The organism is Hujiaoplasma nucleasis (assembly GCF_013745115.1).
In the GTDB taxonomy this organism is placed as follows: Bacteria; Bacillota_I; Bacilli_A; order Izemoplasmatales; family Hujiaoplasmataceae; genus Hujiaoplasma; species Hujiaoplasma nucleasis.
This window is the reverse complement of the sequence record NZ_CP051151.1, coordinates 624,627-645,753: the sequence shown is the minus strand read 5'-3', so window position 1 is coordinate 645,753 and position 21,127 is coordinate 624,627. Positions and strand designations below refer to the sequence as shown.

The following is a 21,127-nucleotide window of genomic DNA, read 5'->3' as shown; positions in this document are numbered from 1 at the left end:
TTATGAACACGGAAAAGAAAGAGATCTATGAGACACCAACTATGGATGTGATTGAATTTGAATTAGAAGATTCAATTGCAGCGTCTAGTAATTCCGGGTCTGGTATGACCTGTGGAAACGAAGATATGGGCATGGGAGGTTTCTAATGAAAAAACTATTTTTATCACTATTTTTAGTCTTAGGTATGTTTATAGGACTATCCTATGCACATGTTCAAGCAGATAGCCAAGGACCAACCAATGAGCAGTTTCAATTTAACTGGTCTTTAAATGTTCCAGGACAGCAACCATCTGATGCCTTAGATACTAGCTTAAATGCTAACTATGGCGATGTTGTTCAATTTGATGTGGGATCACTTACACCAAGTGGGCTAACATTTGTTGGTTTTCAAATGAATGGCAAAGTAGAATTAAATCCAACTAAGTTCACAGATACAGGTATCAGGGTTACTCAAGATACAGATGTTGATGCATTCTTTAAAACGACTGGGGAAACCGTTGTTATCTTTATGGATGCCAATCAAGATTATATTGGTTCTTACTATACAGATCAAGCAACTGACTTGGTTGACTTTGGTGTAGGCGCTACGCCAGATCATTTAGCACATCCTAAACCAGGCTTAGAAGCCCAAGGGTGGACAGCTAATGGCACTGACTTAATTGATTTTGCTGTTGATACCTTTACAGAAGATACAGTTGTCTATATTAAATATGATGTTGATTCAAACCAACCAACATCAACATTAACTGTTATTAATGGTGCTTTAGCAGCAGGGGAACCAGTTGATGGTGTTTATGAGTACAATGGTGTTGCGACTGTGGAAGCATCGAATACTGAAACTTTCCAATATTGGTTAAAAGATGGTATCATCGCAAGTTTACAACCAACGTATTCATTTACAATGATTGAAGATACAACAGTCGAAGCTGTAAATAATGAAACAGATAACTTTAATCCAGATGATGCATTTATAACCATATCAGCACCTTATGGTATTAGAGTCGGATATAATTCTTTGGTTGGTCAATTCCATGTACCGAATGGACATGATTTAATCGAGTATGGTATTTTAGCAGCTGATTTAGAAGGTGGTATCACCTTTAATACACCAGGTGTAGAAAAAGTTAGATCAAATAAATACTATCCAGTAACCAATGAATTTATGATGACATTCCCAGACTCAGAACAATCAGCTTATAGAGCTTATATGATTACGACTGATGGTACAACTGAAACCATTACGTATTCTTATTATCAATATGATGTAAGTCAAGATGAAACCTATACTGAAGATTTTACCAACTCAAATGCTACTGGATCTTATTTAGATAACTCTTTTATTGGAAATAATGGTATTACATGGTCTTATGTACAATCTAGAGATGAAAATGGAGACGATAATAATAGTGGTATAGACGGAAATGCATTGATGCTTCGACGATCTAGTGATAATTCTAACATTATATCTAGCATGATTTCAGGAGGCATATCATACTTTGAAGTCAAACTTTATAAAGGATTCACAGGTGGTGGGGATCGCCAAGTAGAACTGTTTATTAATGGAGAAAGCAAAGGCACTTCAACACCATTTGATGATTATAATGAGCATATATTCGTTGTTGATGATTTAGAAATAAGCGGAGATTTTACTATTGAGATAAGAAACATTACTTCTAAGCAAGTGATTATTGATGATATTAAGTGGGTTAGTAATACTGGTGTAACAGTTAATACAATTCATCAGAGTTCTGATGAACCAGCTTCAATATCGATAGATCCTAATCATATAACTGAGATAAACTTCGAGGATACTCTTCAACTTAATGTGCAATACTCTAATGGATTTGATGGCCCAGAAGGTATTGAATGGTATAGTTCTAACCCTGATGTATTATCAGTAGACGCAGATGGATTAGTTACCGCAAATTCAATCGGTGACGCAACTATATATGCACTATATACCAATAATCATAATATATCAGATAGTATAGAATTAACCTCAGTGACAAACTCTGTTTCAGATGTATATGCAGATTCATTTATAGAAGTGAGTCTAACAGGTATAGTAGCGAGTTTGACAGATGTAGGGTACATTATACAAGATACTTCTTCGACAACGATGATTGCAGTAGATGATGATGTTAATAGTGTCTCGGTTGGAGATCAAGTTCTTATTACGGGAACTTACGATGAGTCAGAAGAAGTAGCAATGATAACACTTTTATCATATTTTGAAGTTATTAGTACTGGAAACTCAATAAATTATAGTACTACTAATGCTGTTGATATAGATTTTGAGAACTTTAATTTGTCTGATTATATGGGTGAGTTAATAAAAATCGAGCAACCATATATGTATACTACAGGCACATATACTAGAATTGCGCATAATCTAGATGGTTTAGTTAATCCAAACTATGATGGTTATTATATTGCTTTACGATTTGACTCAACAAACGCAAACTTATCAAGCACATTAGGTGTAATTTTTGAAACTAATAGCGAGTTTAATCCAAGTAAAATAATCTACATTTTCATATATGATACATTCGGTGATAATGCAAAAGCTGTAATCCTAGATGACAGTCATATTAGTGATGAAACAACATTTACAGTCGATTTTGATGTCAATGGTGGTAGTGGAGTAGAATCTCAAGTCATTATTGATGGAAATCAAGCGATTCAGCCAGTAGATCCAACAAAAACAGGCTCAACTTTTGATGGCTGGTATTCTGATGCCGGATTTAGTACAGAGTACAATTTTACTTCTCCGATAAAAGTTGATACGACTATCTATGCTAAGTGGATAGTAAGTAATTATGCAGTTGAGTTTGTTGATGGACAAGGAACTGTTTTGCAAACTGCAAATTACGATTATAATAGCGATTTAAGTGGTGTAACAGCACCAGCAGATCCAACAAGGACAGGTTATACGTTTGATGGTTGGGATTCATCAGTACCAGCAAATATGCCAGACAACAAAGTCACTATTACTGCAACTTGGATAGCTAATGATTATGATGTTGTATTTGATGCCAATAGAGATGGCGGAACAGGAACCGGATCAATGTCAAATCAGTCTATAACTTTTGACAGTTCAGCCACATTAACAACAAATACTTTTACGAATGGTGATCTTGTTTTCACAGGATGGAATACTTTGGCTAATGGTAGTGGTACAGCATATGAAGATGGAGCTTCATTTACAATGGATGTTGAAGGGATAACTTTATATGCTCAATGGCAAGTTGCCAGTTCATCGCTCGTTATTGATAAAGATGCAGCATTAACTTCAAGTTATAGCAGCAGTGAGAAAACTTTCATAGTATCTGGATTTACTTTTGGTTATATTAATTTTGGTACTTTTGACAGTGCCACTATGCAAGGTAGAAACGGTTCAGGTGATTTTTATAACAAAGATTCTCTTGGAGTAATTACTCAAATTGTTATTTCTCAAAAGGATGTTGATATATTTAGTTTATATGGTTCAACAACTTCACAAGGTACTACACAGCTAATTAACCCATCTTTAACAGATGGTGGTAAAACACTAACATATGATTTTTCAGGGTTAAATTATGGATATTTTCTTATTGAGTCAAATGATGGAGCGATAAATATTTATACAATAACTATTACTTACTCAAACCCGTCATAACCCCTGTAGAAGATACAACAGCTCCAGAGATTACTTTGAATAATAATGTTTATTCATATTCTATAGGGGATAGTGTAGGAGATTATGGATGTACTGCATTGGATGATGTAGATGGTCCTGTTGATTGCACTACTTCTGGAACAATTGATACAAACACTATAGGTGATTATGATATCACCTATAGTGCAACTGATTCATCAGGCAACACAGCAACACTTACTCAAACTTATTCTGTTACAGATAATAACTTTTTAACACAAGATTTAATCACTTACTATGATGATGCTGAAGGGCTACAAGGTACAGCTCTAGAACAAGCCCTACACACAATTATTAGCGATTATACTTATGTTACTTATGATGATGCTCGTTATATATTAGATGAAACAGATCAGGATCCTAACAATCCTAATAATGTGATTTTAGTATATACACAACAATCTGTAGACGGTGAATGGTATTGTCCTTCTGGAAGTTGCACCTGGAATAGAGAACACGTGTGGCCTCAATCCTTGTTAGGCTATGATAGTGTGATGTCAGCAGATTTACACAACTTAAAACCTGCTGATCCAGGCACCAACAGTTCAAGAAGTAATAAATACTTTGATAATCTTACAACAGCATCAACTTATGAACCACCGGATGAAGTAAAGGGTGATATCGCGAGAATATTATTCTACATGGTTATTATGTATGATAATCTTGATCTTGTTGATGTAGCACCTTCAACCTATGAAATGGCTTTACTAGAAGTATTGTTATCATGGCATGAACTAGATCCTGTGGATGATTTTGAGAGAAATCGTAATGATGTGATTTATTCATATCAAGGTAATAGAAATCCATTTATTGACTATGAAGAATTTGTAGAGTTGATTTTTGGGGACCATTCGTATTATAATAATTAATACAAGTATAACTGGCAAGTTTTCTTGCCAGTTATTTATGATTATTGAAAGAAAGAGTGATTTTAATGAGAAAATATCTATATAGAACATTGATTATAACTTTATTATTTGTTTTAGTTGGATGTAATGATACTGTTACAACCGATTTAACAACGGAAGAAGTTACGAGTCAAATAGAAACTTCAGAAATACAAACAACTGCTGAAGAGACTTCTGATTTACCAACATCAACAGAAGGTATGACAAGTAGTCAAGATACGACAGAAATGCCGACGACAACTGAAGAAGTAACGACATCAGAACTAACAACAACTGATGATCTAACAACTGAAGAAAATCTTGTTGCGTTGCGCGATAGTTATTACCAATATAGTATTTACTCAACGCAAGATATCCGTATACTTCATTTAGATATTACACCTGATGTATTAGTCTATGATATGAATGGTGATGAAATCCCAGTGGATGATGTTCTTTATGAGAATAATGGTTATGCCATTAAATCTTCATATGTTTTAGGGCAATCATCGTCTTTGGTAGAGTTTGACTTAGTCTTTAACCAACAAATAACACGTGTATCCATCACAATTAATAGCAAGGAAGTACCATATATTATAAGTTCAACATCTGTTTATACAGATGGTACTGTCGATCTTTTATTTCAATTTGAATTATTTGATGGAGAAATAAATCAAATAGATGGTAATAATTTAGAAGCTAGTGACTATTTAATTACAGATAACGCCTTAATTATATTCTCTGATTATGTTAGTGAGATGTTTATAGATAATAATGCGTTTATGATAAATTATACCCTATATGATGACATGTATATTATTGGCGGTATACTTGTTAATAAAGTTGAGTAGATGAATAAAAACAGGTTAAATGTCAAGGATAGGGGTCTTTGATGTTTAAGGAAAGAAATTAAAGATGATATTTCGGTTGAAATATTGTCTTTTTTCTTTATGTTTTAAAGTGAAGTAATAGGACAATCATTATGAGTTAATGCAAATATTCTTAATCTAAAGTGATCAAAGTTTCTATAACCAAAGGCTATACGTTTAATCACTTTTATTTTGTTGTTTAAACCCTCAATAAACCCATTAGTTAATTGTTTCTTATCATAGGTAATAAATGAGTTAATAATCTCTTCTTTCCAGTTTTTATAAGTTCTAGCCACTATTTTAAATTCAGGTAATTTAGTTTGATATAAGTTATCAATAAATTGATTTATTACATCTCTAGCTTCTTGGTTAGATGTTGAATGCATCATTTCATAGAATGAATCTTTTAAATCGATGGCTTTTTTCATGTCTTGATCAAAGTGTCTTACTTTATCAATAATCTCTCTAGCTGTAATGTGATAACCAAGCTTATAATCTTTAAAATGCTTGGTTGAAAGATTGTAAGTATAAGCCAGTATATGTTTCCAATATTTCTTCAGACAATGATATTCATAAGAACCTTTCTTATATTTCTTCATCACTCTTAATCTCACATCTTGAACAGCCCAATACATCTGTCTAATGAAATGATATTTATCAGCGATTAATTTAGCTTTAGGGAAGTATTTATGAACCAATTGTCTATAAGGGTCCCATAAGTCTGATATGATGTATTGAACCCTATCTCGCTCTTCTTTATCTATATGGGACAAATAATACTCTAAATTATGTTTTCTTCTATTAGGGGAAACATCAATCAACTTTTTATTGACTGGATCAGTCATTAAGAAGGCATATTTACCATAACCATGTGATAAGTTCTTAAACTCATCTATACTTAAGACTTCAGGTAAGGTTTGTCTTCTAGGTCTAACATGAGTTTTAATGTGTCTCATCACTGTATGAAAGGATATATTTAAATGTCTACCAACATCACTAATTGATTGTTTAAATCCATATTCTTTAATGATTAATTGTTTAGTATAATTACTTATCTTATGATATTTTCTGACAAACTGATTATCTTCAGGAAATCTTTTGTGACAGTCTTTACATAAGTATCTACGTCTCTTGTAAAGAAGTATGACTTTATACCCAAGTTCATATTGATGTTTGATCTTTCTTACCCTATAATCATGAACTCGCTTAGTTAAACACCCACAATGAGGACAGACATATTCTCTAATAGGAAGTTCTAATTTAATGTACTTAGTCCCTCTTTCTATAGAAATACCTTTAATAATAATATCTTCATCTTTTAAATCTAATAATTTATTGATATAATGTTTATGCATGAATAGGTCTCCTTTCGGTGTTTGTTGGTAACTACATTATAAAGGATTGTACCTATTCATGCACTTTTATTTTATAAACATCTTTTTTAAACACCCCTAAGAAAATTATAGAACCTAAAATATTAAGCACTGAAATGTATTTTCAGTGCTTTTTCTATGGCTTAATGTTTAGATTCTATTGATATTTTTGATTTTTATTGTGAGCGTTTAAAATAATACGTGCTTCCAATATAGATAAAAACACCTATAATATTTGATATAGTAAATATTAAATGATAAGGGGTGTTTTTTTTATGAGTTTAAGCAAACTAGAAATCGTTTACCAAGCCTTAAAAGATGGTCAATCTGTTAAGGAAATAAATCAAGCTATGATATAAGTAAGTCCTATATATATCAGATTAAAAGAAGGAAGCTTAAGAATAAACTGTTAGATGTGACAACGATGATTAAAAAATCATCAGTAAATGATTTTTATCTTAAAGGTATTCATATCAAATGTAATGATGAGGTATTGATAAAAGTTGTCAAGGTATTAATCGATGATTGATTTAACAAAGGTTGAGCATATCTACTTAGTCACTGGTTATACAGATATGAGAAAGCAAATTGATGGTTTAACATCTATTATTTCTGTGAATTATCAAAAACTAGATCTAAGAATTAATCGTATCTTTATATTTTGTTCTAGGGATAGAACCAAAATAAAGATATTAGAAGTTGATCAAACTGGTGTATGGGTTTACTATAAGAGAACCCATGGTGAAAAGTTTATATGGCCAAAAGATGATAAAGTAATCTTGGTTGAAGAAAGACAATTAAAATGGTTGTTAGACGGTTTATCCCCTATCCAAAAAAGAGCACATAAAACAAGATATTATGATTATTGAAAAGGGCTGAATAAGGCTCTTTTTTGCATATTTACTATATACTTTTCTCCTTAAAATGGTATAATATATGTATGAATTGAGGTGTTATTAAATGGATAAATTCAAAGAAAAATCATATGATGAACTATTAAGTTTAGTAACATCTTTACAAAAAGAAATTAAGGAATTAAGTTCTGAATATGAAAAGTTAGAGAATGAAAACCAACAACTTAAACTCGTCATCGCAATGAAAAACGCAAGAACCTTTAAACCTAAAAGCGAATCCATTGATAAAGAGGAGATAAACCTCTTTAACTTTAATGAAATAGAAGCTAATGCATCGACTTCGCTTAATGAAGAAACAAGAGCTTTAGAGACTAAAAAACCTAGAAAAGCAAAAGCTAAAAATCATGAAGGTATTGATTTCGAATCAATGGTCAGTGAAACAGTTATTCATGAAGATCATAAGTGTGATCATGAAACAAAACTTATTAGCGAAGACATCACTTATAAAGCTGAAGTCAAAATGGATATAAGAATCATTAAACATATCTTTAAAACAAGAAAGTGTGATACATGTAGTAAAGTCAATACGCAAATAAGAGACTTTCCTTTTAGTCATTCGATCGCCACGCCTTCACTTGTATCATATATAGCCAATGAAAAGTTTTTTATGGGCACACCGCTTTACAGACAAGAAAATGCTTTTTTAAATGCAGGGTTTCCAATATCAAGAGTAAACTTATCAAATTACTTAATGAAAGCGGCAGCTTTAATTAAGCCTTTTTATGTGTATTTAAAGCATTTACTTATTCATAATAAAACATCAGTGATTCACGCAGATGAGACAACCTTGAAAGTGATCAATGTCGGTCATAAAGCCAAGCGCGATAAATCATATGTTTGGATGTATGCATCTTCTATATATGATGCGCCTATATATATTTATGAATACCGGTATTCTAGGTCAGGTGCTTGGCCAAGAGACTTCCTAAAAGACTATAAGGGTTATTTAGTCGTTGATGATTATGCTGGGTATAATCACATACCCAATGTCACACTTCAAAAGTGTTTCGTTCATGCCAAGAGAAAGTTTGTCGATATTTATAAAGCAAACAAAGATCCTAAGCTTTTAGAAATTATCGATTTAGCGGATAAAATCTTTAAAGCTGAGAGAGGATTCAGGGATAATAAATTATCTCCAAAAGACATACATCATAGAAGAAACCAAAAAAGCTATCATAAATTATTAGATGGGTATTTTAACCATCTTAAACAGACACATTATTCACCCAACTCTGTGACAGGTAAAGCAGTCGCTTACTCTTTAAAACTAGAACGTGAACTAAAGACTTATTTGAAAAGCGGTCATATTCCAATAGATAATAATTTAGCTGAAAGAGGTGTTAAACCCTTCGTTATAAATAGAAAGAACTTCTTATTCTCTAACACTGAAAAAGGGGCTAGGGCTTCAACGATATTAATGAGTATAATTACAACAGCTAAAACGAATGGCTTAGATACTTATAAGTATCTAGCATATTTAATGGATGAACTATATAAATTAGATCTATATCAAAGTCAATTAACGATCGAACAGTTAGAAAAGATGAACCATTTATTACCTTGGAAAGATGAAATCAAATCAATGTTTAAAGTCAAAGAGGTCGCTAGATAATAGTTGTCTGTTTTTACTTTGACGTATTATTTTAAACGCTCACGGTTTTATTGTTCCCTTATCTATTTTTTCAGCTTATTACTTAGTTAAAAGAACTGCACTTGGATATGATCTCACATCAATACATTATTTAAAGGTGCAGCGCTTTTTTCTGCAGTAGCAGCTATGGCATTTCATGGATGAGAGTGTAAATTATATGGAAGTTAGCATCTTTCTTACATTAACTGCCGTAGCAATTTATATTATCATCCTGTTTTTCTCTCGAAGCACTAAAGCCATTGTTAAGAAGTAATATAAATAACATATATTTAAGCTTCTAAATGATCAAGGATATTTCCTTTAATGACTGTATACTCCCATTAGTACCAAAATAAAACAATGATTTTAAGTTGAAATTAAAAAAACAAAATTCAAATAGAATATTTTCTATCGGAGGTAAATGTTGGATTATAAGGATGATTCGGATCTTGTTCAAGAATACAAATTTAAATTTAAAGAAAAATACCTATTGATGAGTATAATTTTTAATACAAGGATAAATGCAATCATTCAATAGGAGGTAAAAATGAAGTTATTCAATTTTGAATACGAATTTCCAAATACAATTGAAGAAATTGATAGATTTACAGGTAAAGAATTTGAAGTATTTCTTTTTGAATTTTTTAAAGTTTTAGAATATCATCCAAGAATGACAGATGATACTAATGACAAAGGTATTGATTTAACTATTAAGTTACCATCATTAGATGGATCGAAAGCTGTTGGTATACAAGCAAAGAGATGGAAAGGCAAAGTTGGGCCAACTGAGATTAGAACAATGCTTGATGGAAAGAATCATTATAACTTAGATCAAGTTTGGATAATCACTACCAGTGATTTAACTCCAGCTGCAATTACAACTGCAAAAAATAATGATATTCAAATATTAAACAGAGAAAATGTTATTGAATTTTTAGAGGAAACCAAGAAACACAATGTAAAATTTAGAAAAGCTAAATTATCTAAGAAAGAAATTAAGCAAACTGATTCTAATGTCGATAATTTTCCTAGTGAAATCATTGAAGGATTTAAAAAACTTAGAAGTGAAATAAGTAAGACATATAAATTATATCCAGTTTATACAGTATTCAATAATAAAATGATGTATGAACTAATAAATGAAATGCCTAAAAATATAGAAGAATTGTCTAATATCACAGGTTTTGGAAAAAAGCGAGTGCATACTTTTGGTAAAGAAGTTTTAGAATATATAAACAAATTATCTAAAGAAACGTACTTTGAAGAAAATGATTCTTTATTATATGAAATCTTAATTTCTGAGAGAAGCAAAATTGCTAAATACAATAATTTAAGTGAAGAAGATGTATATACAGATAAAGTTGCTAAGTATATAGTTCGAATGAAACCTCAAGATAAGACTACTCTAGAAAAAGTATTTGGATTTAGAAAAGAAAATATTGATATATTTGGTGATTACCTGATAAAGAAAATTAAAGCTTTTATTGAAAATAACACTTAATTAGAGGACTTAAATCATAAATCTATATTAATCAACTGATTTGAGGGGATTTAAAATCTCCATAAGAAAACATCGATTATGCTCTTAATGGAGATATTAAACAGACTTGTAACTCTGACAAAAAAATCTTGATGAAAACAGTTTAAAGTGCAGGGTTAGAAGGAAAAAAGTATGTTCAAAGTGAAGGGGTTCATTGAAACAGACAGTCTTTGATGAAGGTCCGCGACGCACAGCCCCATCATTTACAACTGTCTGTTCTTATGAAACCCATGTATGTAGCAATGAAATGATTTCATTAAGATTAAAAAGATGGTCTTTAGTTCCTATTGATATATAATTATAATGCATTAATGAAAGATAGTTCACTGAAAGATAATTCACTATATTATTGGGAGGTATATATATTAGGTATGATTACTATGATTCATACATCATTAAAACCGCTGATATTAATGGATAAAGATTGTTTGACTTAGTATGGAATCATCCCTAATGTTATATAGTTTAAAAAGTAATATATTGCTTTTTATAATAAAAAACCAATAATTTAATGCAACATATTGCATTATAAAACTTTATATTGTATAATATATATGGGTGATAAAATGAAAATTCAAGGATTTGAAACTAACGATATAATTATTAAAGAAATTGGAAGAAGACTGAAAGCTAGAAGAATCGCTTTAGATATTACACAAAAAGAGTTAGCGATAGAGTCTGGGGTATCACAAAGAACCATTAGCGGATTAGAAAATGGAGAAAACATATCTTTGGATAACTTGTTGTCTATTTTAAGAGTTCTAAGACTTCTACCAGAAATTAATTTGTTATTCCCAGAAATTAAAGTGAATCCTTTTGATGTTTTAAAACTAGGACATGGCAAAAAAAGAGCTTCTTCTAAAAATACAAAAAAAGTTTCTTCTTGGGAATGGAAGAAAAAATGATGACTGTTGCAGAAGTAAGATTGTGGGGGAAAAGAATAGCAGCCGTTTCAATTGATGAGGATTCACCATATGTATATTTTAAATATGATGATGAGTTTGTTCATAGCGGTATAAATTTATCACCGATAATGATGCCTTTGTCTAGAGAAATTTATCAGTTTAAAACACTCCATTTAAATGCTTTTAAAGGATTACCTGGATTGCTTTCTGATTCACTACCAGATAGATATGGTGATCAGATTATAAATGCTTGGTTAAAATCACAAGACAGAAGTATTGATTCATTTAATATTATAGAGAGACTTTGCTATGTTGGTAAAAGAGGGATGGGGGCTTTAGAATATTATCCCTCAAAATATAATGGATTTAATGAGGTTGAAGACATTGAGTTAGACAATCTAGTCAAATTAAGTAATGAAATATTAAATGCAAAAGAAAATGTTATTGCTAAACGTGAAGATGAACTCGAAGAAATTATTAAAGTTGGTACGTCAGCTGGTGGTGCTAGAGCAAAAGCCATTATAGCTTACAATGAAAAAACTGGAGTGATTAAATCAGGACAAATTGATGCAGGAAGTGGTTTTTCGTATTGGCTACTAAAGCTTGATGGTGTTGATCAAAAAGAAGAATCATCATTTACTAGGAGAGAATATGCTTACTACTTAATGGCGATAGATGCAAAAATCATTATGACTGAATCAAGACTAATTGAAAAAGATGGCTATTATCATTTTATGACTAAGAGATTTGACAGATTTGTAAACTCCAATGGTGATATGGAAAAACTTCATATGCAAACATTGGGCGCACTGGCTCATGTTGATTATAATCAGCCAGGAATAATGAGTTATGAGCGTGTAACTGATATCATGTATATTATGGGTATAAAACTAAGCGAAAACAAACAATTTTTTAGAAGAATGGTTTTTAATGTAATGTCTAGAAATCAAGATGATCATGTAAAGAATATATCTTTTCTTATGAATAAAAATGGCGAGTGGGCATTATCGCCAGCATATGATATAACCTATTCATTTAATCCTGAGGGAAAGTGGACATCAAGACATCAAATGACAATAAATTCAAAGGATCATGATTTCACTATGGACGATATGTTAAAATCCGCGGAAAAAATGAAAATAAAACCTGAAGAAGCAAAGACAATTATTAACGATGTGAGAAAATCTTTATTAAAATGGGATAAATTTGCAGACCAAGCGTTTTTAAATATAAAAGAAAAAGAGTTTATTAAGAATCAGTTCATTTTATTTAATACGCAATAAAATACGTTATAAATGTATAATTCATATATAAACTGCAATATAATACTTTTTAAATAGGTTTGATATGGTTCTAAATCTGATGAACATTTATGGGTTTTTCAAGAATTATAACTGAGGTTTTAAGATTGTGAATTGGCCCTTGACCCTTTAGTAAGGACTGTCATTGTGAGAACTGTCTGTTATGTGTCATTATGTACCCGTTATTATTAAATCGCCAGATAATGACAATATATTTTTTTTGAATTGATAGACACATAATTTGATTACACTTCAACTTTATATCAATCTCCACATCTGTGATAAATATTCTCATATCATTAGAATAAATGTCACAAAAATAATACGAATGTAATAGAACTGATTACATACCACCTAACACAATTGTAACGAATACTATTGTTAGAAAAGATAAGATAGATCATAAAAACATACATATATAATATAAATCGGAGACTTTTGAGTTTCCGATTTTTTTGTGAAATGTAATAATTTATCATATGGTATAAAAATTTTCTAAGCTGCATATTTCCAATTTGGAATCTTGTAGACACTTCTTGTAGATAAGTATTTATCAAGGTCATTATAAACACCTATATCATCTAGAATGGATTTTAAAAATGCAATAACATGTTTTGGATATTTTATAAATTTTTGGACTTTATAAAAGACTACATCATCATATAAATTTATATTTAGGTATAAAAATTTATGAAACTCATTAAGATCAATATTAACTATTTTATGGAAATTACGAAGGATATCCATGAGCTGAATGATAGTAGAGGTCGATGGATCAAAATCAAATGGTAAGTAAATGAATCTTGCGTTACCGACTTTCTTTGATCGCTCATCTATTTGATTCGTATAATAAAGAAACTCTTTTGCCATCACGTTAGATAATTTTAAACGATAATATAATCTATCACCTATTAGAACACCATCGTTGTTATTAGAGAAGACATAAGATTTGATTTGATATTGTCTAATATTGACACGTTTACCTTTATGGTATTTAGGGAGATAAAAGATACCTTTTTGAAACATGATAATTAGTTAGTCTTTTTGCATGCGATTTATAATTTTTAAATAAGTCGATTCTATACAAAAATCGATGAAATATCTTTTATAAATTTCACTTGAATTAAACAGCTGATTCTTTGGCAGCCCAAGGATTACTTCTTTCACTTCATTTGTTATATTCATGTTGTTCACTTCCTTGTCCTAATATGATACCAGTATAAAAGAATTTAGAAAAAATCCTTTATACTGAAAACGTAAAATGATATATCGTCTTGACACGTTGAACACTGATTATAAAAAACACGCATGAGTAATTTGCTTTCTAGAACTGTATTTCTTGTGTCGTTGTTATGAAACCAATGTATTTTGTTATGAAACGGAAGTAGTGTTAAGGTCTATATAAAGATAAAAAAAGTCATTCTTTACTTGACTTTTTGAATTTTGTATGAACGGCACCAACATCCTTCTGAAAGGACTGTCGGTTCTATGTATGAATCACTGCAACCTTTGACATAAAAAATGACATTTTCAAATTTATTAAGATTTACAGGATGATTTCCTGTATTTTTTATTGGATTTTATCGGTTTTTATAATTAGTGTTTTATTCTACCCATAAGAAATGATACATATGGCCTATATTAAGGCAATAAGTGAAAACTAAAAATAGTAAAAATCAAGTAATAAAAGTGAAAATAATGGTAAAACAATCAATAGTGGTTAGAAAACATGTTTTTGTTTTTTATTCACTCATATTGTATAACAAAAGTGTTACAATGTGTATAGAGGTGATACTGTGAGTAAAAATGCGTATATTAATGTAAGAGTTGATGAAAAAACAAAAAAAGACGTAGAAGATATTTTAGAGATACTTGGTATAAATATGTCTACAGCCATTGATATATTTTTGAATCAGATTGTTTTAAACAATGGGTTGCCATTTAAAATGAAAATGCCAAGTATGGATATTACAGTTAAAGAACAAGAATTGGCTGAAGCATTAAATTTAACTGGAGGTAAACCATACCCTAAGAAGTTTAAAAAAATTATCAATCTTTATGGGCGTGGGGATATTGATTATGATGTTGCCTTTTATGCAATTAAGAAAATCTATGAGAAAGATAAATTAAAAGATATAACAGAAGATCTTTTAGAAGAATATGATGCTGCTTATAAAGAACTAGCTAAGTAACTATATGTTTGAGACTATAAGTCATCTTTGGATAACTAATCTTTGTTGATTGGGTATCCTTTTTATTTTTGATATACTAAATGCCAAAAACTGTTAATATTGGTAGAATACATAAGTTGAAACCATTTAGCATAGCATTATTTTTTCTTCTAATTAATCTTGTTTACTTTGCCGTATAATAATGATATAATAATTATATAAAAAATATTGCATTAAAGAGGTGATGATATGAATGCAAGTATAATTATGGATGCTTTCGATGAAAGAGAACCTATTGTTAGAGATGAGATTCAAGATGTATTAAAGATTAAAAATATCAATACTTTAAATCAAATGGTATCTTATTTGGTTTCTTTTGGTATATTAAAACGTTATGAAAATGGGATATATTATGTTCCTAGTTCTACTAAGAAATTCTCGCATTTAAAACCATCACTTAAAGATGTTATAGATAAGAAGTATTTACAAAAAAACCAAGGCATTAGGACAGGTTCATACCTATTATATAAGTATAAATTCACTTCCCAAGTTTCTTCATTTTATGAGATTTTATCAAACAATGTATCGATACATACAAGATCTAAACATTTATACGATGGGAAAGTGGTTGTTTCTCATCCGCCTTTTGAAATCAACATAGAAAATGGTCATGTTTTAGAATTCTTAGAGCTTATTAAATATTTGGATTATAGTGATTATAATATGGAAAAATCAAAAAGTCAGTTACTAAACATATTAGATAGTCTTGGATTAAAAATAGAAGAAATTATCCATTATAGTGAGTATTATAAAGGTAAGAGATATGCTGGATTCAGAGAAACTGTAAGAAAGGTAGTCTATGATGAAGTTACATCTAAATAAAGAGTTATTTGAGAATTATATTGCATTAGCTAGTCAGGAAGAAGACATTGATGAAGCAATTGTACTAAAGGACTATTTTGTAACATTGGCACTTGAACACATATATGCTATTCACGATGATTTGGTATTTATTGGGGGAACATCACTATCTAAATGTTTTAACATCATCAATCGTTTTTCAGAAGATATTGATTTAGTCGCAACCGCCAAAAGCAGAAAAGGCAAACAAAAAGCAACACATGAAATTATCAACGAACTTGCATCAGTATGGGCATGGAATAGTGAAGCCACTAATGATAAGTATGCTGACTTTAAGGAAATGTATTTATATTATGACACTAATGCTGTGAGTGATTTAGACCAAAGAGTTAAACTTGAACTAATCACATTTATGGATCCCTTCCCTGTAATTGAAAAGAACGTAGTAGCGATTATTTTTAAATATCTAGATCAAGATGAAATCGATGAGTTTGATATGCACCCAGTAGCTGTTTTAACTCAAGAACCATATAGAACATTTTTTGAAAAAATAACATTAGAGAAAGAACTCTTCAAAAATGATATAGAAGGCAATCCGTTAGATGAAACACAAGAAAAGAGAGCTAGAGATTTTTATGATATCCATAAAATTTGGAATTTTTATGACAAAGCAGTTCCAATAGACATTGATAATTTTAATCAAATGATTACATCACGACATAAACATAGGAAAAATAGAACAATAGTTAGTAACGATGAATTTAATCAATATAAACTGTATGAAATGTTTAAAAAGAAGAACATAAGAAAGCAATTAGAAGAAGTTGACTTTAGAAAACTATCCATTAGAGATTTAGACTGTGATGACATAGAAACATCATTAAAAGAAATTGATGATTTCTTCCAAAAACTAATCGTTTAAATCCAACAAAAAAAACAGGATTTTAGCACATAGTTGCTAAAATCCTGTTTTCCACTTAGGGATATGATATTTAGAAGTTGTCGACAAATACAAATCTAAGGTGTTATCGTTGTTATTGTCATCTAATATTTCTTTAAGAAAGGCAATGCATCTTTTCTTAGGTTTAATAACTTTGATTGCATGATTCATGATTTTCTCATCGTAGCAGTTTATGAATGAACTGATATATTGATTGAAGTTTTCTAAATTGATATTATGGATAGATTCAAAATGTTCTAAGATATCTATACATTCAATATGTTTCATAATATCATCATTAATTTCAGAATGAATTCTAATAAATCTGGTGTTTTGTATGGTTCTACTCTTTTCCTCGATATGATTTACATAATAAATATAGTTTGATGGTTTCTTTGAAGTAAGTTTTAACCGGTAATATAATGATTCACCAACCGCAAAACCTAATCCATGATATGGCAGCATAAATTTCTTTATATTTTTGTGTGTTAGAGGAACTTGTTTTCCATCTATATATTCTGGATTATAGTAAAGTCCCTTAGCTACTTTAATTAGTCGATTGTTTTTCACCATTCTAGATAAAACTTGATAATAGTTTACTTCATTAAATAGGGGATGGAAATGATCATGATAAATTTTGCTTGCATCATAGATGACCCCTTTTTCAAGCATTTGATAAGTTCCTGTAATTAAGTCTGATTCTTTCATCTTGCACCTCTTTCCTTAATATTTTATCATGAGATATTCATATTATAATCATCTTTTTAAACAAAAAATTAGACCACTTCAAATTAGTGAAAAGAAATCCATTTTCATATTGAACTTGACGTTATGGACCTTTTACTAACAACTGCCTGTTTAACTGAAACCCTTCACTTTGAACAGTCGGTTTTATGTCGTTTCTATACACCGTTATTAAATAATTTTATTGGTAAAGATAAATTTATAACATGCCTTATGATTAAAGAGTAAAAACAATTTGAACTTGACACTATTAAAAGTATTTTTATAATGAACTTGACACTCTAGACCCTTTGTTCACAACTGTCGGTTTCATGTATTTTTCACTGCAACCTTTGACATATTTGACGTCTTTGTTGCGATAAAAAAAGTGAAAAAAGCACTTGACTTTTCCACATATATTTCGTTGCACCGACACCCTTTAGAAAAGACTGTCGGTTCTATGTATGAATCACTGCAACCGTTGACATGAAAATTAGATATTTTAATGATTTTTAAGATTTACAGGATGATTTCCTGTATTTTTTATTGGAATATATTGGTTTTTCCAATTAGTGTTTTATTCTACCCATAAGAAATAAGACTTATGGCCTATATTAAGACGATAAGTGGAAAGTAAAAAATCAAGTAATTGTGTTAGCGATTATGATTGTGATTCAAAAACAGTAATTTGCATGAAATGCCATGAAACTATACAATTATCGATTTTCATCGACTTTCAAACGTTTTATTCGTTTGAAACTTGATGATTTTTAATTCTTTCGTGTCAGTTTAATAGGATAGGATCATAAAATGAAAAAGTCACTACAGTGAGAAATTTGACTTGCTATTTATGCTTCTTTGAGTGATATATAGTGTAAACAAAAAAACAAAGGAGACTTAAATTATGCAAAAAGAAATAAAACTCAAGGATTTTATTGAAAGATTTAAACAAGGTGATTTTGAATCTAAAGACGTACATACTCAAATTGAAGCGGGCTGGTACGATTGGTTTTGTAAAGATGAAAGCCTATCAAACAAAACAAAGCGCATGGGTAACATTTTCAAACAACTCAAAGATGGTGGAAAAGTTAATCTTGAAACCATGTATGTTTGGTTTAAAAATAACTGCCCACTTGCTGGACCACTTTATGATGACTTTAGAATTGCAGACATCAAAACAGGAGATACACTATTTACCATAACAATCAATTGCTTTAGAGAAGAAAAAAGATATACAGTTTACGGTAGAAAGAATGATTTTCTAGATCCATTTTTTGAAACAGATAAATCAAGAGAACTTGTCAATTGGTTTAATGAAAGGTGGAGTGACAATGTATAAAGAATACAATGCTCATCCTAAAGGATTAAAAACAAGTGATTGTGTTGTGAGAGCAATCACAACTGCGACCAACTCAGACTACTTAGAAACTAGACGAGAACTGAATAGAAAAAAGCGGGAACTTGGGTATACAAGTTATAAAGATACCAAATTCTTATATGATTATTTCAAAGGTTACCCAAGAATCATATTCAAACCAGTCAAAGGTGAACCAAGAATTAAAGGTAGTGACTTTACTGAACTCCATCCAAAAGGTACTTACATCCTTAAAATGGCTGGACACATCACAGCGTGTGTTGATGGAGTGATTCTTGATACTTGGGATTGTAGTTACCGTTCAGTTTATACAGCTTGGTGCATATGAAAAAAAGCATATTTTGATATTATTGATTAATAAGACACCACGTGATAAAATATGAATGTAATATAAGGGTAAATAGACTCCTCATCTATTGCATTTTAATGCGGGAGCATATGCTCCAAAAACTTTCCAATACAGGTAAGGAAGCACCTCAACAAACGCCAGGCAATAAAGTGAGCAAACATTGGACCAATTCCGATAGAGCACACTATATCTCGCTAGTAGTAAGAGGAGCTGTCGTAGATCACTAATTTTGAAAATTTGTGTAGTACCCTATCCAGACTTCTTATAATCGACCAAGAGGAGCCACCTAATACTAGTTAAGGTGAGATTATAAAAAAGGAGGATGGACAATGAAGATGCAAGCATTTTTGATAGGTGCAATTTCTGCACTTGTTAAACCAACGATTCTACTTATTCAAGTATTATTGTTGGTCCCTGCCAGAGTACTCATTTGTGTTACACTACGCAAACGTTATCCTGATTTAAGCATTAACGAGTTAGTTGATGCTTGCATTAAACTAACTTCGTTTGATGCAGAGAAAGATAACTAGAAATTAGTTTTTCTAGATTTGTTATTAAGTAATTAATGATGAATCTAGGGAAACTAATTTTTTTGAAAGGATATTGTATAATGGAGAATGCCTTATTCAATCTTAAAAGCAAGAAGAAACTGGCTAAACTTCTTTTTTATGATAAAATTGGCTATCTTGATAAAGATTTGTCTTTTATTAATAACTATAGTGTTTTTATTGTTGAAACCAGTAATGGAGGAACAATCAAAAGTCGCATTGTTGAAACTCCTAGAGGAATGCTTAAGGTAATCCATGACAGAGTTTTCAAATTTCTTAATCAAGTTGACTTGCCAGATTATTTAATTTCAAAAAGAGGTAGTTCTTACGTTCAAAATCATATTAGCCACAAAAATAATTCTAACGTTGTTTCTATTGATATTCAAAAATTTTATCCAATGTGTTCATTTGGGAATGTTTATAAATTTTTTCACAATACAATGAACATGTCTCCTGATGTTGCATATATAATCAGTGAGATTCTTACAATAAATTATGAGAATATAAAGATTAATGACAAGGTGGACGAATACTTAGAGCAGCAGGAAGTTAAAAACAAGGTAAAATTCCCTACAAAACATATACCTACAGGTTCGAGTGTAAGCAACATTTTGTCATTTTTAAGTTATCGAGAAATGTTTGAGGAAATAGCTCAACTATCAAAAAGATATAATATTGAAATGACTGTTTATGTTGATGATATAACATTCTCAAGCAATGAACAGTTTCCGAAAACATTTATTGGTAAAGTCAAAAAAATCTTGATAAAAAATGGGCACAAATATAATAAGAGAAAAAGTAAGAAACTTGATAAAAACCACAATAAAAATATTACTGGTGTAATAGTTAATAAATATAAGCAAACCAAAATACCAAATAAATTGCATCTTAAATATAAGTATGCAAAAAGAGATTTATTGAAAGATCCCTCTCAATTAAATAATCAAAAACTTAATGGTATAAAAGAAGCAATGAAGCAAATTGATACGGTTTCAAAGAAATAAATATCATCTTTTGATACCTTTTCAGTAACTCAAAAAAGGA

General features: G+C 30.4%; 20 protein-coding genes. 17 read left to right on the top strand and 3 right to left on the bottom strand.

What is annotated here, in order from left to right:
- Window positions 1-2 precede the first annotated feature (2 nt).
- The 4 genes from HF295_RS02865 (at window position 3) to HF295_RS02850 (ending at window position 5,435) form a co-directional block, all read left to right on the top strand.
- Window positions 3-146 (top strand): hypothetical protein, encoded by a 144-nt coding sequence (locus tag HF295_RS02865; protein WP_312032346.1) that lies wholly within the window; start codon window positions 3-5, stop codon window positions 144-146.
- Window positions 146-3,658: an InlB B-repeat-containing protein gene (locus HF295_RS02860; protein ID WP_312032345.1), complete on the top strand. Its 3,513-nt coding sequence runs from the start codon at window positions 146-148 to the stop codon at window positions 3,656-3,658. The genes HF295_RS02865 and HF295_RS02860 overlap by 1 nt, the downstream gene beginning before the upstream one ends.
- A gap of 35 nt (window positions 3,659-3,693) precedes the next feature.
- Window positions 3,694-4,566, top strand: a complete 873-nt coding sequence (locus tag HF295_RS02855) for an endonuclease (protein WP_312032344.1) — start codon at window positions 3,694-3,696, stop codon at window positions 4,564-4,566.
- Window positions 4,567-4,631: 65 nt separating this feature from the next.
- Complete coding sequence (locus HF295_RS02850; protein WP_312032343.1) at window positions 4,632-5,435, top strand: hypothetical protein; 804 nt, start codon at window positions 4,632-4,634, stop codon at window positions 5,433-5,435.
- A gap of 104 nt (window positions 5,436-5,539) precedes the next feature.
- On the opposite strand, the gene HF295_RS02845 is transcribed toward HF295_RS02850, so the two are convergent.
- On the bottom strand, window positions 5,540-6,808 hold the full coding sequence (locus HF295_RS02845) for an ISL3 family transposase (RefSeq protein ID WP_312032342.1): 1,269 nt from the start codon (window positions 6,806-6,808) through the stop codon (window positions 5,540-5,542).
- Window positions 6,809-7,347: 539 nt separating this feature from the next.
- On the opposite strand from HF295_RS02845, the gene tnpB reads away from it, so the two are divergent.
- The 6 genes from tnpB to HF295_RS02815 all read left to right on the top strand — a co-directional run bounded on the left by tnpB (window position 7,348) and on the right by HF295_RS02815 (window position 13,098).
- Window positions 7,348-7,695, top strand: a complete 348-nt coding sequence (tnpB, locus tag HF295_RS02840; protein WP_312032341.1) for an IS66 family insertion sequence element accessory protein TnpB — start codon at window positions 7,348-7,350, stop codon at window positions 7,693-7,695.
- 91 nt (window positions 7,696-7,786) lie between these two features.
- Entirely contained in the window at window positions 7,787-9,352 is a 1,566-nt protein-coding gene (gene tnpC / locus HF295_RS02835; protein ID WP_312032340.1) for an IS66 family transposase, read from the top strand.
- Window positions 9,353-9,917: 565 nt separating this feature from the next.
- Window positions 9,918-10,871: a restriction endonuclease gene (locus tag HF295_RS02830; RefSeq protein WP_312032339.1), complete on the top strand. Its 954-nt coding sequence runs from the start codon at window positions 9,918-9,920 to the stop codon at window positions 10,869-10,871.
- 193 nt (window positions 10,872-11,064) lie between these two features.
- Window positions 11,065-11,208 carry a hypothetical protein gene (locus HF295_RS02825; RefSeq protein WP_312032338.1) on the top strand — a complete coding sequence of 48 codons (144 nt, stop codon included), beginning with the start codon at window positions 11,065-11,067 and terminating at the stop codon, window positions 11,206-11,208.
- Window positions 11,209-11,476: 268 nt separating this feature from the next.
- Window positions 11,477-11,815, top strand: a complete 339-nt coding sequence (locus tag HF295_RS02820) for a helix-turn-helix domain-containing protein (RefSeq protein WP_312032337.1) — start codon at window positions 11,477-11,479, stop codon at window positions 11,813-11,815.
- Window positions 11,800-13,098: a type II toxin-antitoxin system HipA family toxin gene (locus HF295_RS02815; protein WP_312032336.1), complete on the top strand. Its 1,299-nt coding sequence runs from the start codon at window positions 11,800-11,802 to the stop codon at window positions 13,096-13,098. Before HF295_RS02820 ends, HF295_RS02815 begins: the two co-directional genes overlap by 16 nt.
- A 513-nt stretch (window positions 13,099-13,611) precedes the next feature.
- Here the strand turns inward: HF295_RS02815 and HF295_RS02810 are convergent.
- On the bottom strand, window positions 13,612-14,142 hold the full coding sequence (locus HF295_RS02810) for a hypothetical protein (protein ID WP_312032335.1): 531 nt from the start codon (window positions 14,140-14,142) through the stop codon (window positions 13,612-13,614).
- Window positions 14,143-14,912: 770 nt separating this feature from the next.
- Between HF295_RS02810 and HF295_RS02805 the strand changes: the two genes are divergently transcribed.
- From HF295_RS02805 to HF295_RS02795, 3 genes are all read left to right on the top strand, one after another.
- Window positions 14,913-15,308, top strand: a complete 396-nt coding sequence (locus HF295_RS02805; protein WP_312032334.1) for a type II toxin-antitoxin system RelB/DinJ family antitoxin — start codon at window positions 14,913-14,915, stop codon at window positions 15,306-15,308.
- 228 nt (window positions 15,309-15,536) lie between these two features.
- Complete coding sequence (locus HF295_RS02800) at window positions 15,537-16,169, top strand: hypothetical protein (protein ID WP_312032333.1); 633 nt, start codon at window positions 15,537-15,539, stop codon at window positions 16,167-16,169.
- Complete coding sequence (locus HF295_RS02795) at window positions 16,150-17,070, top strand: nucleotidyl transferase AbiEii/AbiGii toxin family protein (RefSeq protein ID WP_312032332.1); 921 nt, start codon at window positions 16,150-16,152, stop codon at window positions 17,068-17,070. Before HF295_RS02800 ends, HF295_RS02795 begins: the two co-directional genes overlap by 20 nt.
- Window positions 17,071-17,106: 36 nt before the next feature.
- Here the strand turns inward: HF295_RS02795 and HF295_RS02790 are convergent, their stop codons facing one another.
- Window positions 17,107-17,796: a hypothetical protein gene (locus HF295_RS02790; protein WP_312032331.1), complete on the bottom strand. Its 690-nt coding sequence runs from the start codon at window positions 17,794-17,796 to the stop codon at window positions 17,107-17,109.
- A gap of 919 nt (window positions 17,797-18,715) precedes the next feature.
- On the opposite strand from HF295_RS02790, the gene HF295_RS02785 reads away from it, so the two are divergent.
- The 4 genes from HF295_RS02785 to HF295_RS02770 all read left to right on the top strand — a co-directional run bounded on the left by HF295_RS02785 (window position 18,716) and on the right by HF295_RS02770 (window position 21,087).
- Window positions 18,716-19,150, top strand: a complete 435-nt coding sequence (locus tag HF295_RS02785) for a hypothetical protein (protein WP_312032330.1) — start codon at window positions 18,716-18,718, stop codon at window positions 19,148-19,150.
- Window positions 19,143-19,514, top strand: coding sequence for a hypothetical protein (locus tag HF295_RS02780; RefSeq protein WP_312032329.1), 372 nt, complete (start codon window positions 19,143-19,145; stop codon window positions 19,512-19,514). Before HF295_RS02785 ends, HF295_RS02780 begins: the two co-directional genes overlap by 8 nt.
- A 350-nt stretch (window positions 19,515-19,864) precedes the next feature.
- Window positions 19,865-20,065, top strand: coding sequence for a hypothetical protein (locus tag HF295_RS02775; protein ID WP_312032328.1), 201 nt, complete (start codon window positions 19,865-19,867; stop codon window positions 20,063-20,065).
- Window positions 20,066-20,145: 80 nt separating this feature from the next.
- Window positions 20,146-21,087: a reverse transcriptase family protein gene (locus HF295_RS02770; protein WP_312032327.1), complete on the top strand. Its 942-nt coding sequence runs from the start codon at window positions 20,146-20,148 to the stop codon at window positions 21,085-21,087.
- Window positions 21,088-21,127 lie beyond the last annotated feature (40 nt).

Bases quoted from the DNA above. Each gene is read 5' to 3' on its own strand.
- HF295_RS02865 (WP_312032346.1), top strand. From the start codon at position 3: ATGAACACGGAAAAGAAAGAGATCTATGAGACACCAACTATGGATGTG.
- HF295_RS02860 (WP_312032345.1), top strand. From the start codon at position 146: ATGAAAAAACTATTTTTATCACTATTTTTAGTCTTAGGTATGTTTATA.
- HF295_RS02850 (WP_312032343.1), top strand. From the start codon at position 4,632: ATGAGAAAATATCTATATAGAACATTGATTATAACTTTATTATTTGTT.
- HF295_RS02845 (WP_312032342.1), bottom strand. From the start codon at position 6,808: ATGCATAAACATTATATCAATAAATTATTAGATTTAAAAGATGAAGAT.
- tnpB (WP_312032341.1), top strand. From the start codon at position 7,348: ATGATTGATTTAACAAAGGTTGAGCATATCTACTTAGTCACTGGTTAT.
- tnpC (WP_312032340.1), top strand. From the start codon at position 7,787: ATGGATAAATTCAAAGAAAAATCATATGATGAACTATTAAGTTTAGTA.
- HF295_RS02830 (WP_312032339.1), top strand. From the start codon at position 9,918: ATGAAGTTATTCAATTTTGAATACGAATTTCCAAATACAATTGAAGAA.
- HF295_RS02820 (WP_312032337.1), top strand. From the start codon at position 11,477: ATGAAAATTCAAGGATTTGAAACTAACGATATAATTATTAAAGAAATT.
- HF295_RS02815 (WP_312032336.1), top strand. From the start codon at position 11,800: ATGGAAGAAAAAATGATGACTGTTGCAGAAGTAAGATTGTGGGGGAAA.
- HF295_RS02810 (WP_312032335.1), bottom strand. From the start codon at position 14,142: ATGTTTCAAAAAGGTATCTTTTATCTCCCTAAATACCATAAAGGTAAA.
- HF295_RS02800 (WP_312032333.1), top strand. From the start codon at position 15,537: ATGAATGCAAGTATAATTATGGATGCTTTCGATGAAAGAGAACCTATT.
- HF295_RS02795 (WP_312032332.1), top strand. From the start codon at position 16,150: ATGAAGTTACATCTAAATAAAGAGTTATTTGAGAATTATATTGCATTA.
- HF295_RS02790 (WP_312032331.1), bottom strand. From the start codon at position 17,796: ATGAAAGAATCAGACTTAATTACAGGAACTTATCAAATGCTTGAAAAA.
- HF295_RS02785 (WP_312032330.1), top strand. From the start codon at position 18,716: ATGCAAAAAGAAATAAAACTCAAGGATTTTATTGAAAGATTTAAACAA.
- HF295_RS02780 (WP_312032329.1), top strand. From the start codon at position 19,143: ATGTATAAAGAATACAATGCTCATCCTAAAGGATTAAAAACAAGTGAT.
- HF295_RS02775 (WP_312032328.1), top strand. From the start codon at position 19,865: ATGAAGATGCAAGCATTTTTGATAGGTGCAATTTCTGCACTTGTTAAA.
- HF295_RS02770 (WP_312032327.1), top strand. From the start codon at position 20,146: ATGGAGAATGCCTTATTCAATCTTAAAAGCAAGAAGAAACTGGCTAAA.